Genomic DNA, 20,990 nt, shown 5'->3' with positions numbered 1-20,990 from the left:
CCCAGAATTTTTTAGCTTTAAGAGACTCATTTAAAGAAGCAGTGCTAAGAAGGGGAATACCCAAAATGCTCTACACTGACAATGGAAAGATATATAGAAGCAGTCAATTTGAATATATATGTGCCTCACTAGGTACATCTCTTATTCATGCTGAGCCATTTTCACCTCATTCAAAAGGGAAAGTAGAAAGATTCTTTCATACGGTGAGAATGAGATTTTTAAGCACAATAGATCCTACATCCATAAAGAGTATAGATGAGCTTAATATGATGTTTTTTAAATGGTTGGAGGAGGATTACAACCGAAAAGAACACAGCAGTATTGGCATGAGTCCTTTAGATTTTTTCATGTCTCAAATATCAAGGGTGAATATGTGTGGTGACATAGATATGTTGAATGAATGTTTTCTCATAAGAGTAAATCGCAAAGTAAACAAAGATGCTACACTTAAAGTGGAAAATATACTTTATGAAACAGAAGAAAAGTTTAAAGGTATGCGCTTAGAAGTCAGATATGACCCACAGTGGCTTAAGGATAATACACCCCTTCTACTTTTTCATGAAGGCAAAAAAGTAGGGGAAGCGTATAAGGTAAATTTTCATGAGAATGCTAAAATTCCTGTAGAATATATCGAAAACAGAAATGTTGTAAGCGAAAATGAAGATACTGTGGATTTTGCTGCAAAACCTAATCCCCCAGTAATATCCTTTAATGATATCATTGATTAAAAAAAGACAAACGGTAAAATGTCAAGGGGGTAATTAAAAATTTTTTGAGACATTTAAAGGGCAAAAAGACAAAAAAATACCCTTCTCCCAATATACCAATAAATGGAATTGGAAGTTCCAAAATAGAGTTCTTTATTAATTTTTAACAAAAGAGTATTTAAATACTAACAACACCTCTTTCTTGATATATTTGACCTTTGCTGAGCATTGCAAAGATCAGAGGGATTAATCTTCTAGCAGTTAAGACGAGGGCACGTTTATGTTGGTGTTTAGGTACCTCGCGATACTTCTTGTTGTAGTACTCTTTAAACCTCACTGTGTGCACCCTAACACAGTTAGCGGCTTCAACAAGATAGTATCGCAGGTACTGATCACCACACTTAACCAAAGAAGTATCCTGGGCATTAAAATTACCTGACTGATATTTATTCCAGATGAGGCCGGCATACTTGGCAAGAGCAGCTTCATTATTAAACGTTTTGATATCTCCAATTTCGGCGATGATACCAGCAGCAAGGACGTCCCCAATGCCGGGGATAGTAGTTAGAGTTTGATTAAAAGCTTTAAGCTGTCTTGATATCTCGCCATCAAGCTTTTTAAGTTGGGATTCAAGGAATCGAATATTTTCGAGTGTCATAGAAAGAGCTAAGTCATTTGCTTCAGCAAGATCAGGGTGAAGCCTATAAGCTCTGTTAGCAGCAGCTTTTAAAGTTTTGGCGATTTGAGTAGGATCTGAGAGTCTGTTATTGCCGTTTTTCACAATAAAGTCGATCAGGTCATCAAGAGGCATGGAAGCAATATCATCAGGAGTAAAATTTTCAATGATAGCTAAGGAAGCCTTACCAAATATGTTGCTAAAAGGGCACTCGGAAGGATAGGTTGAGAACTTGAAAGAAATAAGGCTTAGGGCTCGATTTTTTTCACGGACCAAGCTGCGGACAATATGATAACGCATGCGAGTGAGTCTTTGCAGTGCGGCGTATCTTAAATCTGGCAGCGGAGTTGGTTTGACTTGACCAAATCTAACACATTCAGCGATAACAGTTGCATCAACAGAATCTGTTTTAGGGAGATGGATATAAGCACCCTTGAAAGATTTAATGATAGAAGGATTGATGACGTAGAATAGAGGATTAAAGGGAGCAAGTTCAGGAGAAGAAGCCAGGAAGGTATGCAAATGCCAGGCATAGTGTGAAGTAGCTTCCATGCCAAATTTAATGGATGAAATATTGAACTGTTGAGCAAGAGAGATAGTGAAATCTACAAGCTGTTGAGCGCCATCTAAATCATTGGGGAAGAATAAAGATTTTTTAACTAAGCGGTTACCGGCCTCATCAATAAAGGAAGCAGCATTTAATTCGCTAGAGATATCAATGCCCACGATAAGTGTAGAGCTCATGGATAAATTCACGCTCCTGTTTGTAAAAAGTTTTTTGAAGGTCTTTTGTCTCTGAGAGTTATTTGTAATACACCCTCGCCGTGATTAGTGCTCAGATTTAGCTTATAGGGTGCCTGACCATCGATGCTCAAGCGATGGACAGATAAGCTAAAGAGGCACAACAAACGAGTATGTATTACTCAAATAACTCCAGAGGTTCAGTCTTTCCCAAGTGGTGATGCTGATTTGACAGCATTCCACAGAGGTGAGGCCAAAAATACCTCAGTAAACTTAAAAGGGACCTTCCACTTTTAAGTTTATCAGAGACAAAGGACCATTTAAATAAAAATGAGAAATTTAATCATGAGATTGTTTTACCAGGGTAAAAATGGTTTTTAAGGATTTAATTTGTGTGTTTATTATTAAATTTTTAATGTGGATTACAATCATATTATACGAGAGGTGGGTTATATGGAAAGTAAAGTTCGTTTGAATTTATATAAACATAAAAAAACTATTAATTTAAATAAATTAATACCCCAAGTTATTTTGCATTTAATTTTAATTTGCGGCAGTATAACAATGTTAGTACCATTTATTTGGATGATTTCTACTTCTTTGAAAGATATTGGTCAAGTTTTTATAATACCACCAGTATGGATACCGCATCCTATTAGATGGTCAAATTATATAAAAGCTTGGACAGCATTACCATTTGCTAATGCTTACATAAATAGTATAAAAATAGCTGCTATTGTTGTAACTGCTACACTTTTAACTTCGTCGATGGCTGCATATGCATTTGCAAAAATAAAATTTCCGGGAAGAGATACAATATTTATTATATTTTTAGCAACCATGATGGTTCCTGGACAAGTGACAATGATACCTACTTTTATTCTAATGAAATACATAGGTTGGATAGATACACATTTGCCATTAATAGTTCCTCCTTCTTTGTTTAACGCGTTTGGTGTATTTCTATTACGACAGTTTATGTTAAGTTTGCCAAAAGAGTTAGATGAAGCTGCAATTATTGACGGTGCAAATCATTGGTTTATTTATTGGGAAATAAGTCTTCCTTTAATTACGCCTGCTTTATCTGCTTTGGGAATTTTCTCCTTTATGGGTACCTGGAATAATTTTATGGGACCTTTGATTTATTTGAACACGCCTGAAAAATTTACAGTACCATTACTTTTAAATTTCTTTAAAGGTATGTATATTACAGATTGGACGTTGATGATGGCTGCATCTGCAATTGCTATTATTCCTGTATTAATAGTCTATCTCATAGGACAGAAATATATAATTGAAGGTGTTGCTTTAACGGGTATTAAAGCATGAGTTATAATTATTTTCTTTTCTTTTTGCTAACGCCTTTGAAATAAGTTTATTAATGCTAAAATGGTTGTAAAGAAATTAAAAGTAAAATAAAGTAAAATAAAGTAAAATTACAGCATAATTATTATTCTGTACGTTACTGGATATAGTAGTTGTTTTCCGAAGGATAATTTATTTGTTTTTATTTCAATATAAATTATAGACATGAGCGTAGTTAAATAAAAATATCGGGAATAAAAACTAAAATATATAGAAGATGTAAAACACAAACACACAAAAAACACAATTGAACATTGAGAACTAAATATCAGAAATTTCACCAAATTTTTCAGACCTCATGACGATAACAGATCTAAATAGAGCGTGGTAAGAGCCTTTACGGCCAGAGTTAGAAGAAGGGAATTCAGGTATTGGAGACAAATCAAGATTTTCAAACATAGAAGAATAGAAATCAATAATTAACCCAATGTGCTGAGTTATACATGCAAGCAAAATGTCAGCTTTAATTGACTTGGTATTTCTAAGCCTAAAATTATTAACAAACATGGACTCTTTCAAAATAGCAATAGTTTTTTCAATAACCGTGCGATTTTTGTAGAGCTTAGACTACTTTTTAGAATTACGAGGGATAATGGTATTGGCTCTATAATTGACATCAAGGAAAGTGTGAAAAATCCTACCGCATTTAGAAGAGGTACAAAGGTTATTACATTCCAGGATATAAGAGGTTTTACTATTTAATGTAGTTTTTCTGACTTTAAGACACAACCATTTAATGCGAGTAGCTCTACCCTTTTCCTGCTTAATACCATCACATACCATTTTAAGAGAAGGATCACGTGGACAAGTAGGGATACCATTAGAGTCAATATCAGGATGAGGTAGGTTTTTAGAATTTCAGAGGGTTAAAGGGATGATGGAGATTATCCTATGTTCTAAAAAGAGGTATTTATAATTATCAAAAGCATCAAAAGCTAGCATCACCCAAAAAATATCTATAGGAGAAATGGGGATGCAGCTTAAAGAAATCCTCAAGGAGAGGGATTAACGTTTTAGAATCATATATATCTTTGGATTCAACAGCGGTTAGCATTTTCAATATCAAAAAAAATCATTATCATAAAAGCTGATATGTTGAACAACGCCCAAGCTATTAGTAACAACAGCAGCTTTAATAGAATAACAATAATGACCATTTATATTAAGAATTTTAGCATCAGGATTAGAAGAAGCATATTTAGGCATTTTTTAGAGCAAGCGTGAGAATGAGCATCAAAATCTGGATTTGATTTAGAGAGTTTTTTAACATTGCGATAGAGAGAGTCAAAGAATTTGGTGTTATTTTCACTGACATAAGGTTCAAAGCCGGTAGTATCAGCAATTAAGATATTAGAGAGAGCAGAGTTAATTTCACGGCAAATAGGCTCAGTAATATTGACGAGATTATTGAAGAAGAGTTCTGAAAGCGATTTAAATCTAGAGAATTGAGATGGGCTAGGGATTCTGGGGAAACCACAAAGCTCTCTCAATTCTTTAGATAGATTAAGGATATAGATGAGCAATTGAATAGTAGGGATGGAAAGGATTTTTTGGATGATAAGTGCAGAGAGCATAGATTCGAGTCTAAATTCCCTATGGCGACTGGTGTGAGAGTAATAATGGTCGTAGAAAGAAGGTGAAATGATTTCAGACAAATCGACGAAAGACTCAAAGAGCTTGATAAACTAAGGTTTGTCTTCTTCAAAAAAAGATTGAACATGGTCATAAATGTCGTAAAGAGATAATTACTTACTTTGTTTTTCATAGGATTTCTTACGTTTTGTGAATTTTGTATTTCTCTATATAAGAATTTGACAAAAAAAGGGGGGGTAATTCCTTTGAAAATATATAGCAGAACCCCTTAATTTATGAGGATTTTGGGGTTCTGCAAAAACCTAAAAAATAATTTGTTAAGGAGGGAAAGGGTTATACCCGGTTTTTATGTCTATTCATTTTAATGATAAAACAAAAACTTTTTACCTAACTGCCAAAGATACAAGTTATATTTTACATGTTTTAAAAAATGGCGCTGTTTTACATGCATATTTTGGCAAAATAATAAAGACTCCTAATATATACCATTTATTAAAATTACCCCATATAAGTATAGATAATGATATTATTAACTTTGGGAATCAGTTAAAGTTAGATTTTTTACCACAGGAGTATCCTGCGTATGGTAATACTGATTTTAGGAGTCCTGCATATCAAATTCAGCTTGAAAACGGTTCTACTGTTTCTGATCTAAGGTACTTGTCTCACAAAATCTATAAAGGTAAGCCTAAATTAGAAGGGCTTCCGGCTACTTATGTTGAAAATGAAGATGAAGCTGATACTCTTGAGTTAGAATTGTATGATAAAGTAGCTAAATTAAAGGTAACTTTAATTTATACAGCATTTAGGGATTATGATGTTATAACAAGGTCAGTGAGATTTGAAAACATGGGAAAAGAAGACATAAGATTGTTAAGAGCTTTGTCTATGAATGTTGATTTTAATGATAGTAATTTTGACATGCTTCAATTGTCAGGAGCTTGGGCGAGAGAAAGACATGTTATAAAAAGACCGCTTGTACCAGGAATTCAGTCTATTGAAAGCAGAAGAGGTGCAAGCAGTCATCAGCAAAATCCTTTTATAGCACTTTTAAGGAAAGATGCTGATGAATGGCATGGAGATGTTTATGGATTTAGCCTGGTTTACAGTGGCAATTTCTTGGCACAAGTAGAAGTAGATCAATATAATATGGCAAGAGTTTCTATGGGAATCAATCCATTTGATTTTTCATGGCTTCTAAAGCCAGGTGAAACATTTCAAACACCAGAAGTCGTTATGGTTTATTCGGATAGTGGCTTAAATAAAATGTCAAATACCTATCACAAACTGTACAGAAATAGACTTATGAGAAGTAAATTTAAGGACAAAGAAAGACCAATACTTATAAACAATTGGGAAGCCACTTATTTTGATTTTACCGAAGAAAAACTTAAAGAACTTGCTAAAGAAGCTAAAGATTTGGGTATTGAATTGTTTGTTCTTGACGATGGATGGTTTGGGAAGAGAAATTCTGACAATTCGTCACTGGGAGATTGGTTTGTAAATAAAGAAAAGATTCCGAGTGGTTTGGATGGCCTTGCAAAAGACATAAATTCTTTAGGTTTAAAATTTGGATTATGGATGGAACCAGAAATGGTGTCTCCTGATAGTGACCTATATAGAAAGCATCCTGATTGGTGTATACATGTACCTGATAGGCCGAGAAGTGAAAGCAGGAATCAACTTGTGTTAGATTTGTCGCGAAAAGATGTACAAGATTATATTATAAAGGTAGTCTCAGATATTTTAGAAAGCGCCAATATAAGTTATGTAAAATGGGATATGAATAGAAATATGACAGAGATAGGCTCTGCACTTTTGCCGCCAGAGAGGCAAAGAGAAACTGCTCACAGATATATTCTTGGACTTTACAGAATATTAGAAGAAATAACGACAAGGTTTCCTGATGTTTTGTTTGAAAGTTGTGCTGGTGGTGGCGGTCGTTTTGACCCTGGAATGCTTTATTACATGCCCCAGACTTGGACCAGTGATGATACGGATGCTGTGGAAAGACTTAAAATACAATATGGTACAAGTATAGTTTATCCTCTTATTTCAATGGGAAGCCACATATCTGTTGTACCAAATCATCAAGTTCACAGAATTACGCCATTAAAAATACGTGCACATGTAGCAATGTCAGCTAATTTTGGCTTTGAACTTGATTTAACAAATCTATCCAGTGAAGAAAAAGAAGAAATAAAGAGATATGTAAAAAAGTATAAAGATATTAGAAAACTGGTGCAATTTGGAGATTTTTATCGATTGTTAAGTCCCTTTGAAGGGAATGAAAATGCTTGGTTGATTGTTTCTGAGGATAAAAGAGAATTTTTGCTCTATTATTTTGAAGTTTTGAAAGGAGCAAATGAACCTATTAAAAGACTTCGTCTAAAAGGAATAAATCCAGATTTTAATTATGTTTTAGAAGATGATGGTAGTGCATATAGTGGTGATGAACTTATGTATGCAGGGATAGTAATTCCAGAACTTAAAGGGGACTTCCAGAGTATTATGATGCATTTTAAGGAGGAGAGTATTAAGAATGGGTAGAAAAGTATTGAATTTTAATGTAGATTGGCTATATATTCCTGAAGACTTAAATGATGCACATAAATTTGATTTTGATGAGAGCAATTTTAAAGTTGTTAGTCTTCCTCATGCAAACAAAACATTTCCTCACCACTATTTTAAAGAAGAAGACTATAGGTTTGTTTCATGGTACAGAAAACATTTTAAAGTAGATGAGAGATACAAAGGGAAAAAGGTTTATATTCATTTTGAAGGTGTTATGACTGTTGCGAAGGTTTATGTAAATGGCGAATTCGTAGGAGAACATAAAGGAGGATATACACCTTTTGAATTTGACATTACAGAATATGTCAAATATGGCGATTTTAAAAATTTAATTGCTGTACAAGTGGATTCAAGAGAACATAAAGATATTCCTCCAGAAGGTCATCTTGTAGATTACATGTTGTTTGGTGGAATATACAGAAATGTATGGTTGAAAATTTTAAATGAAACTTATATACAAGATGTTTATTTTGTTGTTGATAAATTGCAAGATTCTGTTGCGGAAATTTCAATTACTACAACCATCGAAGGTAAAGAGGTAAGAAATGCAAAAATATTGACAGAGGTTATAAATAAAGAAGGTGCTGTGTGTTCATCTTTTGTTACTGATGTTAAAGACATGCAAAAGGAGATTGTACAGCGAATAAAGATGGAGAATCCATTAACTTGGCATCCAGATCATCCGTATTTATATAATGTGTCTGTAAAACTTATTGCAGAGAATGAAATTTTAGATAATTATACTTTTAGAATAGGAATAAGAACAGTTGAATTTAGAGATGACGGCAAATTTTATATTAATGGTGAACCTTTAAAATTAAGAGGATTAAACAGACATCAGACTTTTCCTTATGTTGGCGGTGCTATGCCGGATAGGGTTCAAAGAAAAGATGCAGATATACTAAAGTATGAATTGGGATTAAATTATATTAGGACGTCACATTATCCGCAGGCTGTTTCATTTTTGGATAGATGTGATGAGATAGGTTTGTTAGTTTTTGAAGAGATACCTGGATGGCAGCATATAGGCGATGAAAATTGGAAGAACATTGCAAAAGAGAATTTAAAAGAAATGATTTTAAGAGATAGAAATCATCCTTGTATATTTATGTGGGGTGTGCGAATAAATGAGTCTTTAGATGACCACGATTTTTATAAAGAAATGAATGAAATAGCTCATAAATTAGACAGAAGTAGACCAACAGGTGGTGTTAGATATTTAAGAGATAGTGAAAAGCTAGAGGATGTATTTACATATAACGACTTTATATACAATTTAGAAGGCAAAATACAACTTCCAAATCACAAAAAGTATATGGTAACAGAATATATGGGTCACATGTATCCGACAAAAACTTATGATAACCTTAATCGACTTATTACTCATGCAAGGTTGCATGCTCTTATTCAAGACAAACAATATGGGATACCAAACATGGCTGGTGCATCAGGCTGGTGTGCATTTGATTATAATACCACGAGTGCTTTTGGTTCAGGAGACAATATATGCTATCACGGAGTCTGTGATATTTTTAGACTTCCAAAATTTGCAGCTCATTTTTACATGAGTCAAGCCGACCCGCACTTATATGGACCCTATGTGTTTATAGCTTCGTACTTAATACCATCATTTGAGGAAGAGAACGGTGACAAATTGCTTGTATTTAGCAATTGTGAAGAAGTAGAACTTTATATAAACGATAAGTTTGTGAAAAGACAAATGCCCAATAGAGTTGACTTTCCTAGTTTACCACATCCGCCTTTTGAATTTTCAATAAAGGAATGCGGAATCAACTATATGGAGGTAAGAGTTAATAATGCTTCTATTACTGCGGTAGGTTTGATAGACGGTAAGGAAGTAGCAAGACATACATTAAGGCCATATGGGAAACCACATAAATTAATTCTTTCTTGTGATGATAATGAGATTATGGCAGATGGCGCTGATTGTACACGGGTTGTTATAAGTGTTGTAGATGAAAACGGCTCTATTCTTCCATATGCTAATATACCTGTATCATTTGAAATAGAAGGTGAAGGAAAACTGATTGGAGAAAATCCGTTGACATTAGAGGCTGGCAGAGGAGCAGTTTATGTAAAATCGACACGAAAGTCGGGAGAAATAATTTTAAAAGCTAAATCTCATTATGTAGAGGGAGAAAACAGTATATCTATAAAAACTAAATCAATAGGATATTAGAGCCCACCCTTTGCGGTGGAGTAGATGCTAAAATATGGTTTAATCATATAATCATATTTAAATTTAGTTAAAAATTTTAAGACTGTTAGTACCCCCACTTTTTGTTGTATATAAAAAGTGGGGGTTGTGTTTATTTATATTTATCCTTCCTTATATTCAAATACAGGGACTTCAATAATTTTTTCTGGTACTGCTTCGTAAAAATACTCATCAAGCTTTAGCATAGTTTCCGCATCAAAATATTTTTCTCCACATTCTTTACATACCCATGCTGGAACATTTTCTACAACAATAAGTTTTCCATTAATCCATTTTTCGAGTGTGACTTTTGTTTTTATTAGTTCTTCACAACCACACTTAAAACATTTATTCATAATACTTACCTCCTCTCGTTCTCTCATCTATCCATTTGGGCGGTTCGGGAAGATAAACTGTTATAATTACCAAATTATCATTCATTAAACCACAAACTGTGTGAATAGGAGTGCTGTCTTTTTTACCTAAAATTAGACAACTAGCACCACGTGGATCTTCTGGATATGTTTCTATGATTTCACCATTTAAAATTGAAACTAAAACATCAGATATTCTTAGGTTTCTTTCGATTAATCTGTCTAGAGCATGTTCACTTAAAAACCATTGGCCTTTCAAGATTAACTTTTTTATAGTTTTTATATTCAAGTTCTCCATGTAATACACTCCTTTTGTTCTATTATATCACAACAAATAGGTTTTAATGATATAGCGTTAATTTTAATTGATAGTGTAAAATTTAAGTAGGTGATTAAGCAGGGAAAAGGAGCACATGAAGTTACTACAGAAGTATCAAAAAGATTTTTGAATGGGTATAAGAAAAGCGGATGCAAAATACCCCACTTTTGTATTAATTACAAAGTGGGGTTACAACTTCTACTGTAACTGAGCCAGTTACTTCTACGCCTGATACACCTACTTCTCCATCTCCCATTACAGCCTGTAAGTCTCCTAAAGGGAACAAAGCATCTTTTACAAATACTGAAAAATAAAGTTTTAAGCCTTCTGCAATTATTTCCCTTTCGTATTTGTGTTGATTTTAATTTTTAATTTTGTTATTTATAATAATCCCTTATCCTAAATTGCTTATACTTGATGAACCTACATCAGGAGTGGACCCTTTATCAAGAAGGATGTTTTGGGATATCATAAAAAGCCTTGCTAATGATGGTATGTCAATTTTATTGACTACTCATTATATGGAAGAAGCAGAAATATGTGGCCTCACAGCTTTTATGTTTAATGGGAAGTTGATGGCTTTTGGTACCCCCTCTATGAGATAAAAAGAGAAAATAATCTTGATTCGCTTGAAGATGTGTTTATTAAATACGTAAGGATGATGAATAATGAATAAGACGAGGCTTTTTGCAATTATTAAAAAAGAAATTATACATATAAGAAGAGACAGGATAAGTTTAGTTATTTCATTTATTATGCCTATTACAATGCTTTTGCTCTTTGGCTATGCTATTGCAACAGAAGTTGACCATATACCAATGGCAGTTTTTGACCAAAGCAAGACCTATGAAAGCAGAAACTATATTGAAGCATACAAAAATTCATTGTATTTTAATCCGGATTTTTATGTAAGTAGTATAGATGAGTTAAATCGTTTGCTGGATGAAGGAAAGGTTATTATACCGCCGGATTTTTCGCAGTATAAAGTAAAAATGGTACAGCCTTTACTTAAAATTGATGGTTCTGATCCTACAACAGCAAGGACTGCTTTATCAAGCGGTATTATGATATCTCAAATGTTTTCAAACAATATTGTACAAAAAGAATTGAAAGTCAAAGGCATGAAAATGCCTTCCATTGGAATAGACCTTTCTACAAAAGTAGAATACAATCCAGAACTCAACACGCAAGTGTTTACAATTCCGTGGCTTTTGGGTCTAATCATGCAAAACATCACCATAATATTGACGGCTTTTGCGCTTGTGAGAGAAAAAGAAAGGGGCACAATAGAACAATTGATTGTAACCCCTATAAAATCTTCAGAATTAATGATTGGAAAACTTTTACCTTACATTCTAATTGGTTACACAGATTTTTTAATGGTTTTAGGGCTTAGCATGTATTGGTTTGGCGTGCCTGTTAGAGGTAATATATATCTATTGTTTTTATTAGGACTTGATTTTATAACCTGTGCTCTTGCAATAGGAATACTTATCTCAACAGTAGCGCAGACTCAAACCCAAGCAATGCAGGGGGCATTTTTCGTATTGCTTCCAACCATAATATTGTCAGGATTTATTTTTCCGAGGGAACAAATGCTTACTGTCATAAGAGCAATTGAAGATATTTTCCTACTTATGTATTTTCTAGTTATTTTGAGAGATGGAAATAACTTAAAATACTTAACCAAAGCAACAACATAGAATCAGAAATTAAGAATTAAAGATAGAAGCTATAACTTACTTACAAAGTGGACAAATAGATGAAGCAATTAATACAATAACAAAAATTCTTAAACTTAAACATTCAAAAGATAACTAATGGCCAAAAAGAAACAATCAATGCTCCTGCCTTTGAAACTAATGGAAGGGTTATGGTTCCATTAAGAGTAATAAGTCAACTGTTTGGCAAAAATGTAGATTGGTATCAAGAAGGGCAAATTGCAACAATAGGTGATTAAAAAAAGAAAAATAATATAAATTTATTCTGTTTCTTTTTTACCCCACTTTTTGTTGTCTATAAAAAGTGGGGTTGTGTTTATTTATAGTCATTTATACTTTCTTACCACTCTTTCTCAAAAAGACAACATCTCTATAATCAACTATCCCCACCAATTGCTATATAAGCAATTGTACTTTTATTATGTTGTTAATAATATACAATTGACCAATGCATTTACGATTGCATTCATATTATCATATATAATCACTTTTTGCTCTTCGATTTTATTGTAAAGCTGTTTTAAGTATTGTGCTTCTTCAAAATCCTTTGACTCTAAATAGGCCATATATTCATTAAAAAATTTTCTTGATAATAGCTGTTCAAGATTTTCTAAAATCATATTGCTATCATCTATTCTTTGAGGTAAATTATTAACATACTTAGATAGGGATATAAAAAATCTTATTTTCATTAAATTGATCTGGAAGTTTGTTGGTATAGCTAAAAATTCTAATATGTTTTGAAGCTTTTCTTTGAGGTCATTATTTTTTGTAGTTTTTTCTATTTCTACTATTTTGCCTAATATAGAAGAATACACTTTTTCTGCAACTATATCTTCATCAAAAATTTCATCTATCACTTCGTCAAATATAGAATCAAAAAGTTCTTGTTGTTCTGTGTTTTTCTTTTTAAAGAGTTCAGCAGCTTTTGTAAGGAACTTTAAATAAAAAATATAAAATACATAAAATGGCATTTCAATTTCCATTTCAGGGTCTAAAAGATAATTTAAATCATCTCCCATTTCCATAAACATATTGGCACTTAAATATTCGGCAAATATAGGATATTTGTAGAATATTTCCATTATTTTCTTATTTATTAAATCTTGGGGTAATTTTTCTGCATTATTTAAAACTTTTTCTAATTCATCTTCTCCATCTATAAGGTCAAATTCTGTTGCTTCTAAGATAGGCGTTGCAAATAATTTATAAGTTTTATCTATAACTGCTAGCGAAAGCCAGATAAAGATATTTTTCATTTCTTCTTCGGTAAATTTTTCTGTACGTAGAGAATAGGCTAAATCCAATAAATAGTTTTCTAAAAAAGATGTATTAGATATTTCATCTAAAACTCCTTCCATTTCTTCCTCATTATCAAGATCTACATTTATTATAGAAATAACCGGGATTCTTAAGTTTTTCAATCCTTCGTTTTTTCTGAATATACTTACAATTCTTCTAAATAACTCTTCGGTTATTTCATCTTCATTTTCATTTTCTTCAATAAGTTTCTCTAGTTGTTGTTTTCTTTCTCTCAATGAATCAATTAGCAATACTGTTAATCTTTCTATATTTACAGCTTCATTTTTACTATCTAGCTTAATTCCATACATTATACTTAGTATTCGTATAAATTCATAATCATAAGGCAAAAATCCATCTTCTTTTTCTATTTCTTTTAAAAGGCTTTTTTCAATTTTTTCTATGTTAGGAAGACAACATTTTTTATATTTTTTTCCACTTCCACAAATGCATTCATCATTTCTATCAATATCAAAAATTTTACTCATTTAAAGCCCTCCAAATTGATTTTTGCTTTCTTTTTATAGATTATCACATTGTCTTTTTCTTGTCTATTGTTTTTAAATATATATTTAAACTTTCAAATGCATAAACAGAGATTTCGTATCAACCCTCCATGCTTAACAGAGAGCAACTATATTATAGAAAGGATGTTTTATTTTGCAATTTTTTGAGAGTGACTTTTGTTTTTATTAGTTCTTCACAACCACACTTAAAACATTTATTCAATAATACTTGCTTCCTCCTGTTCAAGATTAACTTTTTTATAGTTTTTATATTCAAGTTCTCCATGTGATATACTCCTTTTGTTCTAAATAGATTTTAATGATGTAGCGTTAATTTTAATTGATAGTACAAAATTTAAGTAGGTGATTAAGCAGGGAAAAGGAGTACATGAAGTTACTCCAGAAGTATCAAAAAAGATTTTTGAATGGGTATAAGAAAAGCGTATGCAAAACACCCCACTTTTGTATTAATTACAAAGTGGGGTTACAACTTAAACGTTAAAGAAATATTTTATACATTAAGTTCTTCTGGCTTACGTTTTAATATAAATTTTAATATGATGTAGTAAATTATTCCTATCAAAATCCATGCAGCGCCAAGGATTTTGGCATGTACATTAAGGCTTATCCATACATAGAAAATAACTAAAAAACCTAAAATTGGAGATATTAAGTGTTTCCATATATTGCTAGAATGATTTTTTATCATAAAATATGTTATAACGGTGATGTGGAGAACTAAAAACGAAGTTAAAGCTCCAAAGTTTATAACAGATGTAAGGTCAGCTATCCTGTCACTATAGATTGCTACGAGGACAGCCGAAAGTATAGCGATAAAAATAGTTGCTATATAAGGAGTTTTATATTTTGGATGAACCTTTGAAAGAAATTGGGGTAAGTTTTGGTCTCTTGCCATACTGAATAGTACCCTTGAAACAGCAGCTTGAGCTGCTAATGAGTTTGCTATTCCCCAAGCGAAAGCTGTTGCCAAAGAAGTAGTAAGCATGAGCCATTTTCCTCCTGCACGATTAGCAACTTCATAAAAAGCTACGTCGAGATTAGAAAAAGTTCTGTAATCAGGCCATACCATTGATGCTACCCATGTTTGAAGTATAAACAATATGCCAGCGAATAAAAGTGCAAGTACAGTTGCTTTTCCTACAGTTTTTTTACCACCGATTGTTTCTTCAGCAAGGGTACTTATACCGTCAAAACCGAGAAAACTTAAAACTGCTATAGAGACAGCACTCATTACAAGACCTAAGCTAAAATTTTGCGGGTCATAAAAAGCTTTAAATGAAAATTTTGCTCCACCTATACCATGAGAAATTGCAAAAGCGCCAACTCCTATAAAAACCGCTAAAACTATAAGTTCAAGTATTAGTACAATTTTATTAAACTTAGCTGTAACTTCAATTCCTACAATGTTAATTATTGTATTTATTAAAATAAATGCTAATGCCCACACTATTACAGGAATAGCTGGAAATATACCATTTAAAGCAGCTGCACTGACAACATAAAGAAGCGCAGGAACTAATAAATAATCTAGCAAAATGACCCAGCCAGTAAAGAATCCTATAACTTTGTTCAAACCTTTGGTTGCATATGAATAAACAGAACCAGCAATCGGAAAGGCTTCAGACATTGATGCATAACTAAAAGCAGTAAATATCATTCCTACTATTCCAATTGCGTAGGCAAGCGCAACCATTCCTTTTGATATATCAGCGACAAACCCATAAATACCAAATGGCGCAATAGGAACCATAAAGATGAGCCCATATATTATTAAGTCCCAAATTGTCAAAGCTCTTTTTAATTCTTGCTTATATCCAAAATTCTCTAATGATGTATCATTCTTGTTTTCCATAGTTTTTCCTCCCTTAGAACACAATGTTATAGCTATCCAATACCCAGTTTGGCAAACTAAAGCGTGCAGTTTTAAGTGGATCTACTACTTGTGAAATCTGTACATTTCCTGCTATGCTAAAAAGTGTAGCTATCTCCTCTATTGATAATTTGGTAAAACTTTGAAATAAGTTTGCCATATCGTGAACTGCTATTTTTACTGCTTTATCCAAAGATTCATCTGATGCTATTGTTGCTGTTACCTCTGGTGTTTTTACAAGAGGATTTATAAGTTTCAAATTTTTTACAATTCTAACTTCTACTGTAACTGAGCCCGATACTTCTACACCTGATACACCTACTTCTCCATCTCCCATTACAGCGTGTAAATCTCCCAAAGCTAACAAAGCACCATCTACAAATACTGGCAAAAAAAGTTTTGAACCTTCACCGATAAGTGTAGTGTCCATATTTCCACCATGAGAACCAGGTGTTCCACAGTTTATATTACCATTCTTTGGTGAAACGCCAATTACTCCTATCATAGGTTTAATTGGAATAGAAATTTTTTCATCAAAAATAATTTTCCCCTCTTTTATATTAACCACTCGGGAATACAGTCCATTCATTAAATCACCCAATACTCCTAGGTCATTACCTGTGGCCATTACACCTTTATCAGCTATTTCAATCTTTTTAATTGTGACTTCCAAAACATCTCCTTCTTTAGCACCTTCAACATAAATAGGGCCTGTTGCAGGGTTTACTTTGTTCCAATCCATTTGTTCTAATTTATCCTCATTTGTTTGGATTTGATTTGAAAAGCAATCCAAAGTCTCAATTACTATTTCATCTCCGTTTTTTACAAAAAGTACAGGTGTATTATCTTTGGAAAAACTAAATATGTGGTTTTCTTTAGATAATTTGTGTATCATATTCTCAATCCCCCTTTTCGTTTTAGAGTGAATTTTAGACCATTATACTACCTAAAAATTTGTTATTCAAGGTTAAAGTTTTTAAATTACTAAAATTTTTTAATTATAGAGTGTTTGGTTGATTTCTATTAAAAAATAAAATTTTTTAAACTTTCAAATGCGTAAATATTTTTTATATTTTTATAAAAGAATATGGTAATTTATAGTATAATAAAAACTATAAAAGAATAATAAAGAACGCGGATAGTAAAAAGATGGAGACTTTTTACAAAGGGGTAGAAAAGATGTATTTAGAAATTTATGAAACATATAAAACAGTACCAGATAAGAAACTGAAAAATATCTTTTCATATGTAATATCTTAATTATTATACTTTTAAGTATAATAATTTGTGGTATAATAATATTGAGGTGAAAAATTGTGAAAAAATTTGTTAATAGAGAAGCTGAAATTCAATTTCTAGAAACTCAATTCTCTAAAGAAGGGTCTTCTTTTGTTGTTATTTATGGAAGGCGAAGAGTAGGCAAAACTGCGCTCATTAAGGAGTTTATAAAAGACAAAAAAGCTATATATTTTTTAGCAACTGAAGAAATAGAGAGTCAAAATATTAATAATTTTAAAATTTTGGTGGCAAAGTTTTTTAATAATAGCTTACTAGAAAAAGCCCAAAATATTATGTGGGATGAAATCTTTGAATTTATAGCTAATAACGTAAAAAATGAAAAGCTGGTCATAGTTATTGATGAATTTCAATATCTTTGCAAAGTAAATCCATCTTTTGCATCAATTTTGCAGAAGATATGGGATGAAAAGTTAAAAGGAAAGAATATCTTTTTTATTGTTTGCGGTTCATTAGTAAATATGATGGAACAGCATGTTCTAAATTATTCAAGCCCATTGTATGGAAGGAGAACTGGTCAAATAAAATTAAAGCCCTTAAAATTTAAATATTTAAAAGAGTTTTTCCCACAGTCGACAGAGGATGAACTTATCTGGCTTTATGCTATATTGGGTGGAGTTCCAAGGTATTTGGAAGTATTTAATTACAAAGGTGATATTTATGAGGCTATAAGAGAAAATATGCTAAATAGGCAAAGTTTTTTATATGAAGAACCTTTGTTTTTGCTTGAAAGGGAGATTCAAGACATTGGTACTTATTTCTCTCTCATTAAGAGTATTTCTTTGGGCAATCATAAACTTCAACAAATAGCTCAAACCCTTTCCGTTCCTCAGACAAGACTGACAAAATATATAAATACACTGATAGACTTGGATATACTGCGGAGAGATACTCCTGTAACAGAAGAATATCCTGAAAAAAGCAAAAAAGGATTATATTTTATAAATGATAATTTTTTGAATTTCTGGTTTAAATTTGTTTATCCTTTCAAGGAACAACTAGAACTTGATAATGTGGAATTTGTTTTAGAAAACATAAAGAAAAGAATTATAACTGAGCACATAAGTTTCGTATATGAAGATATCTGCAAGGAATATGTTTGGGAATTGTCACAAAAAGGAGAGCTACATTTGAAGATAAGCAAAATCGGAAAGTGGTGGGATAAAAACAATGAAATTGATATTGTAGGAATAGATACAACAACTGGCTCTCTTCTCTATGGCGAATGCAAATATACAAATTCTAAAGTAGATATTGATTTGTTCTACTCTCTAAAGCAAAAAGCAAGTAAAGTAAATGCAAAAAATAAAGCCGAGGAGTATTATATTATATTTAGTAAATCAGGATTTACAGAAAGATTCTTGAGTTTTGCCGAAGAAATTGAAAATTTGATTCTTATCACTTTTCCTGAAAGAACAATTTTCAATTTTTGAAGTTATAGGGCTTAATTAAGCCTTTTTTATTTTGTAATGTTGATTAGAAAATATCTTTTTATGATATAATTTAATAAAATAAAGAGATAAAGTAGAAATTTTTCAAAGTACGGTATAGGAGATGATATAATTGGAAAGTAAAGAAGAATTAAGAAATATTTTAAATAGGCTAAATAAAATAGTGATTTATAGAAATATCATTAATCATAGTCTGATAAGAAAAGCAATTAAAATTTTACAAGAGCTTTCGAAAGAAAAACCTTCTATTGAGTTTATTTATGCTGAATATAGCAGTTTTTACAAAGATATTACTAGATATGCTTTTAAAAGGAGAATTTATAAAAACATTTGGCCTACTTTTTTAGCAGAAGAAATTGCTTACGATGAAAACCCCTTTAGCCGTATTTCAGAAAAATATGGTTTTGATGCCGTAAGCGATTTAATGATTAAGGCTGTCGAAAAAGAAATAGGGATTTTAAAGGAATTTTGCTCTATAAACATAGCGGAAAGCGTAAATAATTCATTAAATACGGAATTGCCTGACTTTGAGAGGTATATTGATGGGAGCTTTTTCAAGTCAAAGATTAGTTTCACGGAAATTGTCAACACTAGTCACACATTAGAGGATTTATGGGAACTGAGAGAAGATAAATTTGCTGAATATCTGTCTGATTATTACCATTCAAACGGATGTGGCATTTTTGGAAAGTATAAAGCTTTTCGCTGGGTTACAGAAAATAGGTCAGGACAATTAAAAGGAATAGAAAATATTGACCCTATAACCTTTGAGGATTTGATAGGATATGAAGAAGAACACAAAATAGTTATAGAAAATACGAAAGCTCTCTTAAAAGGTTTTCCTGCAAATAATGTGCTTTTATACGGCGATAAAGGTACTGGAAAGTCTTCTACTGTTAAGGCTTTGCTCAATGAATTTTACAAAGAAGGCTTGAGGCTTATTGAAATTAGCAAAAATGATGTAGGTGATTTGTCATACATAATTGATATAATTAAAGACAGAGGAATGAAATTTATATTGTTTTTTGACGATTTATCTTTTGATGAAAGTGAAGTGCAGTATAAAGAACTTAAGTCGATATTAGAAGGTGGAGTAGAGGTCTTACCTTCAAACGTGGTAATTTATGCGACGTCAAATAGAAGGCATATTGTCACAGAGAATATAGAAGACAATGAACTTCATAATACAGATGCAAGAGAAGAGAAACTTTCTTTAAGTGATAGATTTGGAATAACTGTTACATTTGTTTCACCCAGCCAAGAAGAGTATTTAAAAATTGTTAAAGGATTAGCTCAAAAGCACAATATAGAAATAGAATGGAATTTTTTAAAAGAAAAAGCGTTGCAATGGGCTATATGGCATAATGGAAGGTCTCCAAGAAGTGCAAAACAATTTATAGACCATTTAAGGTATGAATTATCTAAGAATACTGTTTGAGTTTTTGAAGCTTGTTTTACAAATAAAATAAAATTGCATAACTATAAAGCATGGCTTTTAATTTTTGAAAATTAGATATATAATAAAGGTAAGTAAATTGATAACGGAGGGATGAAATAATGAAATTTTTTCTTGACACTGCAAATGTTGACGAAATAAGAGAAGCTAATGCATTAGGTGTAATAGCAGGTGTTACTACAAACCCATCTCTTATTGCTAAAGAAGGAAGAGATTTTATTGAGGTAGTAAAAGAAATTACTCAAATTGTAGATGGTCCTATAAGTGCAGAAGTTATAAGCGATGACCATGAGGGTATGATTAAGGAAGCAAGGGAATTGGCAAAGATACATAAAAATATAGTAATAAAAATTCCTATGACGGCTGAAGGTCTAAAAGCAGTAAATGTTCTTTCAAAAGAAGGGATTAAAACAAATGTGACGTTAATATTTACAGCAAATCAAGCATTACTTGCAGCTCGTGCAGGTGCGACATATGTAAGTCCTTTTGTAGGAAGGCTTGATGATATAAATACAGACGGGATGCAGATTATTGAGGATATTGTTACGATATTCAATAATTACGACATAGATACAGAAATAATAACTGCAAGTGTAAGACATCCTATACATGTTTTACAGGCAGCAAAACTAGGGGCACATATAGCGACAGTACCATATAAAGTGCTCATGCAGATGGTAAAACATCCGCTTACAGATGCGGGAATAGAAAGATTCAAAGAGGATTGGAGAAAAGCAGGGCTTAAAATATAAATTGATAAAAAAGCAGGGTAGAATTAGGAATTCTATCCTGCTTTTTAA

Annotated in this window: 17 protein-coding genes and 1 pseudogene; 10 read left to right on the top strand and 8 right to left on the bottom strand. The window is 32.1% G+C overall.

The annotated features are described in order from the left end of the window. Nucleotides 1-728, top strand: a 728-nt coding sequence (locus BUB32_RS10405) for a Mu transposase C-terminal domain-containing protein (RefSeq protein WP_143152808.1), incomplete at its 5' end; no start/stop codon positions are given. A 157-nt stretch (nucleotides 729-885) separates the two neighbouring features. On the opposite strand, the gene BUB32_RS10400 is transcribed toward BUB32_RS10405, so the two are convergent. Beyond that, a complete protein-coding gene (locus BUB32_RS10400) occupies nucleotides 886-2,127 on the bottom strand; it encodes an IS110 family RNA-guided transposase (protein WP_072969318.1) in 1,242 nt (413 codons plus the stop codon). Nucleotides 2,128-2,577: 450 nt separating this feature from the next. Here BUB32_RS10400 and BUB32_RS10395 point away from each other — a divergent pair, with 450 nt between their 5' ends. Next, complete coding sequence (locus tag BUB32_RS10395; RefSeq protein ID WP_084727013.1) at nucleotides 2,578-3,453, top strand: carbohydrate ABC transporter permease; 876 nt, start codon at nucleotides 2,578-2,580, stop codon at nucleotides 3,451-3,453. 1,193 nt (nucleotides 3,454-4,646) lie between these two features. Here BUB32_RS10395 and BUB32_RS13140 read toward each other — a convergent pair. Then, nucleotides 4,647-5,063: a transposase gene (locus tag BUB32_RS13140; RefSeq protein ID WP_234949276.1), complete on the bottom strand. Its 417-nt coding sequence runs from the start codon at nucleotides 5,061-5,063 to the stop codon at nucleotides 4,647-4,649. A 367-nt stretch (nucleotides 5,064-5,430) separates the two neighbouring features. On the opposite strand from BUB32_RS13140, the gene BUB32_RS10380 reads away from it, so the two are divergent. After that, nucleotides 5,431-7,632, top strand: a complete 2,202-nt coding sequence (locus BUB32_RS10380) for an alpha-galactosidase (protein ID WP_072969317.1) — start codon at nucleotides 5,431-5,433, stop codon at nucleotides 7,630-7,632. Continuing rightward, nucleotides 7,625-9,856 carry a glycoside hydrolase family 2 TIM barrel-domain containing protein gene (locus BUB32_RS10375; protein ID WP_072969316.1) on the top strand — a complete coding sequence of 744 codons (2,232 nt, stop codon included), beginning with the start codon at nucleotides 7,625-7,627 and terminating at the stop codon, nucleotides 9,854-9,856. Before BUB32_RS10380 ends, BUB32_RS10375 begins: the two co-directional genes overlap by 8 nt. A 140-nt stretch (nucleotides 9,857-9,996) precedes the next feature. Here the strand turns inward: BUB32_RS10375 and BUB32_RS10370 are convergent, their stop codons facing one another. From BUB32_RS10370 to BUB32_RS12735, 3 genes and pseudogenes are all read right to left on the bottom strand, one after another. Next, nucleotides 9,997-10,230 (bottom strand): type II toxin-antitoxin system MqsA family antitoxin, encoded by a 234-nt coding sequence (locus BUB32_RS10370; protein ID WP_004403501.1) that lies wholly within the window; start codon nucleotides 10,228-10,230, stop codon nucleotides 9,997-9,999. Further along, nucleotides 10,223-10,546, bottom strand: a complete 324-nt coding sequence (locus BUB32_RS10365) for a DUF4258 domain-containing protein (protein WP_084727012.1) — start codon at nucleotides 10,544-10,546, stop codon at nucleotides 10,223-10,225. The genes BUB32_RS10370 and BUB32_RS10365 overlap by 8 nt, the downstream gene beginning before the upstream one ends. 217 nt (nucleotides 10,547-10,763) lie before the next feature. Then, nucleotides 10,764-10,904: pseudogene (locus BUB32_RS12735) on the bottom strand (acetamidase/formamidase family protein); the annotation flags it as partial. A 37-nt stretch (nucleotides 10,905-10,941) separates the two neighbouring features. Here BUB32_RS12735 and BUB32_RS10355 point away from each other — a divergent pair. The 3 genes from BUB32_RS10355 (at nucleotide 10,942) to BUB32_RS13375 (ending at nucleotide 12,527) form a co-directional block, all read left to right on the top strand. Further along, a complete protein-coding gene (locus BUB32_RS10355) occupies nucleotides 10,942-11,172 on the top strand; it encodes an AAA family ATPase (RefSeq protein WP_234949274.1) in 231 nt (76 codons plus the stop codon). Between the two features lie 63 nt (nucleotides 11,173-11,235). Beyond that, nucleotides 11,236-12,270 carry an ABC transporter permease gene (locus BUB32_RS10350; protein ID WP_234949273.1) on the top strand — a complete coding sequence of 345 codons (1,035 nt, stop codon included), beginning with the start codon at nucleotides 11,236-11,238 and terminating at the stop codon, nucleotides 12,268-12,270. Nucleotides 12,271-12,371: 101 nt separating this feature from the next. Then, complete coding sequence (locus tag BUB32_RS13375; RefSeq protein WP_143152809.1) at nucleotides 12,372-12,527, top strand: stalk domain-containing protein; 156 nt, start codon at nucleotides 12,372-12,374, stop codon at nucleotides 12,525-12,527. Between the two features lie 180 nt (nucleotides 12,528-12,707). Here the strand turns inward: BUB32_RS13375 and BUB32_RS10340 are convergent, their stop codons facing one another. From BUB32_RS10340 to BUB32_RS10330, 3 genes are all read right to left on the bottom strand, one after another. Next, nucleotides 12,708-14,078: an SEC-C domain-containing protein gene (locus BUB32_RS10340; RefSeq protein WP_072969315.1), complete on the bottom strand. Its 1,371-nt coding sequence runs from the start codon at nucleotides 14,076-14,078 to the stop codon at nucleotides 12,708-12,710. A gap of 529 nt (nucleotides 14,079-14,607) precedes the next feature. Next, complete coding sequence (locus BUB32_RS10335) at nucleotides 14,608-15,969, bottom strand: APC family permease (protein WP_072969314.1); 1,362 nt, start codon at nucleotides 15,967-15,969, stop codon at nucleotides 14,608-14,610. 13 nt (nucleotides 15,970-15,982) lie between these two features. Beyond that, nucleotides 15,983-16,882 carry an acetamidase/formamidase family protein gene (locus tag BUB32_RS10330; protein WP_072969313.1) on the bottom strand — a complete coding sequence of 300 codons (900 nt, stop codon included), beginning with the start codon at nucleotides 16,880-16,882 and terminating at the stop codon, nucleotides 15,983-15,985. A 421-nt stretch (nucleotides 16,883-17,303) separates the two neighbouring features. On the opposite strand from BUB32_RS10330, the gene BUB32_RS10325 reads away from it, so the two are divergent. From BUB32_RS10325 to fsa, 3 genes are all read left to right on the top strand, one after another. Further along, entirely contained in the window at nucleotides 17,304-18,716 is a 1,413-nt protein-coding gene (locus tag BUB32_RS10325) for an ATP-binding protein (protein WP_072969312.1), read from the top strand. Between the two features lie 130 nt (nucleotides 18,717-18,846). Then, nucleotides 18,847-20,172 carry an ATP-binding protein gene (locus tag BUB32_RS10320; RefSeq protein WP_072969311.1) on the top strand — a complete coding sequence of 442 codons (1,326 nt, stop codon included), beginning with the start codon at nucleotides 18,847-18,849 and terminating at the stop codon, nucleotides 20,170-20,172. A 119-nt stretch (nucleotides 20,173-20,291) separates the two neighbouring features. Further along, the gene (gene fsa / locus BUB32_RS10315) at nucleotides 20,292-20,942 is read left to right on the top strand and encodes a fructose-6-phosphate aldolase (RefSeq protein ID WP_042833519.1); all 651 of its coding nucleotides are present in this window, start codon (nucleotides 20,292-20,294) and stop codon (nucleotides 20,940-20,942) included. Nucleotides 20,943-20,990 lie beyond the last annotated feature (48 nt).

Origin of the sequence: Thermoanaerobacter uzonensis DSM 18761 (assembly GCF_900129115.1) — a bacterium.
Taxonomy (GTDB): Bacteria; Bacillota; Thermoanaerobacteria; order Thermoanaerobacterales; family Thermoanaerobacteraceae; genus Thermoanaerobacter; species Thermoanaerobacter uzonensis.
The sequence above is the reverse complement of the archived record's forward strand: the minus strand, read 5'-3'. Positions and strand labels throughout refer to the sequence as shown.

What these genes read in the sequence shown, in the direction of transcription:
- BUB32_RS10400 (WP_072969318.1), bottom strand. Translation starts at nt 2,127, where the DNA reads ATGAGCTCTACACTTATCGTGGGCATTGATATCTCTAGCGAATTAAAT.
- BUB32_RS10395 (WP_084727013.1), top strand. Translation starts at nt 2,578, where the DNA reads ATGGAAAGTAAAGTTCGTTTGAATTTATATAAACATAAAAAAACTATT.
- BUB32_RS13140 (WP_234949276.1), bottom strand. Translation starts at nt 5,063, where the DNA reads ATGCTCTCTGCACTTATCATCCAAAAAATCCTTTCCATCCCTACTATT.
- BUB32_RS10380 (WP_072969317.1), top strand. Translation starts at nt 5,431, where the DNA reads ATGTCTATTCATTTTAATGATAAAACAAAAACTTTTTACCTAACTGCC.
- BUB32_RS10375 (WP_072969316.1), top strand. Translation starts at nt 7,625, where the DNA reads ATGGGTAGAAAAGTATTGAATTTTAATGTAGATTGGCTATATATTCCT.
- BUB32_RS10370 (WP_004403501.1), bottom strand. Translation starts at nt 10,230, where the DNA reads ATGAATAAATGTTTTAAGTGTGGTTGTGAAGAACTAATAAAAACAAAA.
- BUB32_RS10365 (WP_084727012.1), bottom strand. Translation starts at nt 10,546, where the DNA reads ATGGAGAACTTGAATATAAAAACTATAAAAAAGTTAATCTTGAAAGGC.
- BUB32_RS10350 (WP_234949273.1), top strand. Translation starts at nt 11,236, where the DNA reads ATGAATAAGACGAGGCTTTTTGCAATTATTAAAAAAGAAATTATACAT.
- BUB32_RS10340 (WP_072969315.1), bottom strand. Translation starts at nt 14,078, where the DNA reads ATGAGTAAAATTTTTGATATTGATAGAAATGATGAATGCATTTGTGGA.
- BUB32_RS10335 (WP_072969314.1), bottom strand. Translation starts at nt 15,969, where the DNA reads ATGGAAAACAAGAATGATACATCATTAGAGAATTTTGGATATAAGCAA.
- BUB32_RS10330 (WP_072969313.1), bottom strand. Translation starts at nt 16,882, where the DNA reads ATGATACACAAATTATCTAAAGAAAACCACATATTTAGTTTTTCCAAA.
- fsa (WP_042833519.1), top strand. Translation starts at nt 20,292, where the DNA reads ATGAAATTTTTTCTTGACACTGCAAATGTTGACGAAATAAGAGAAGCT.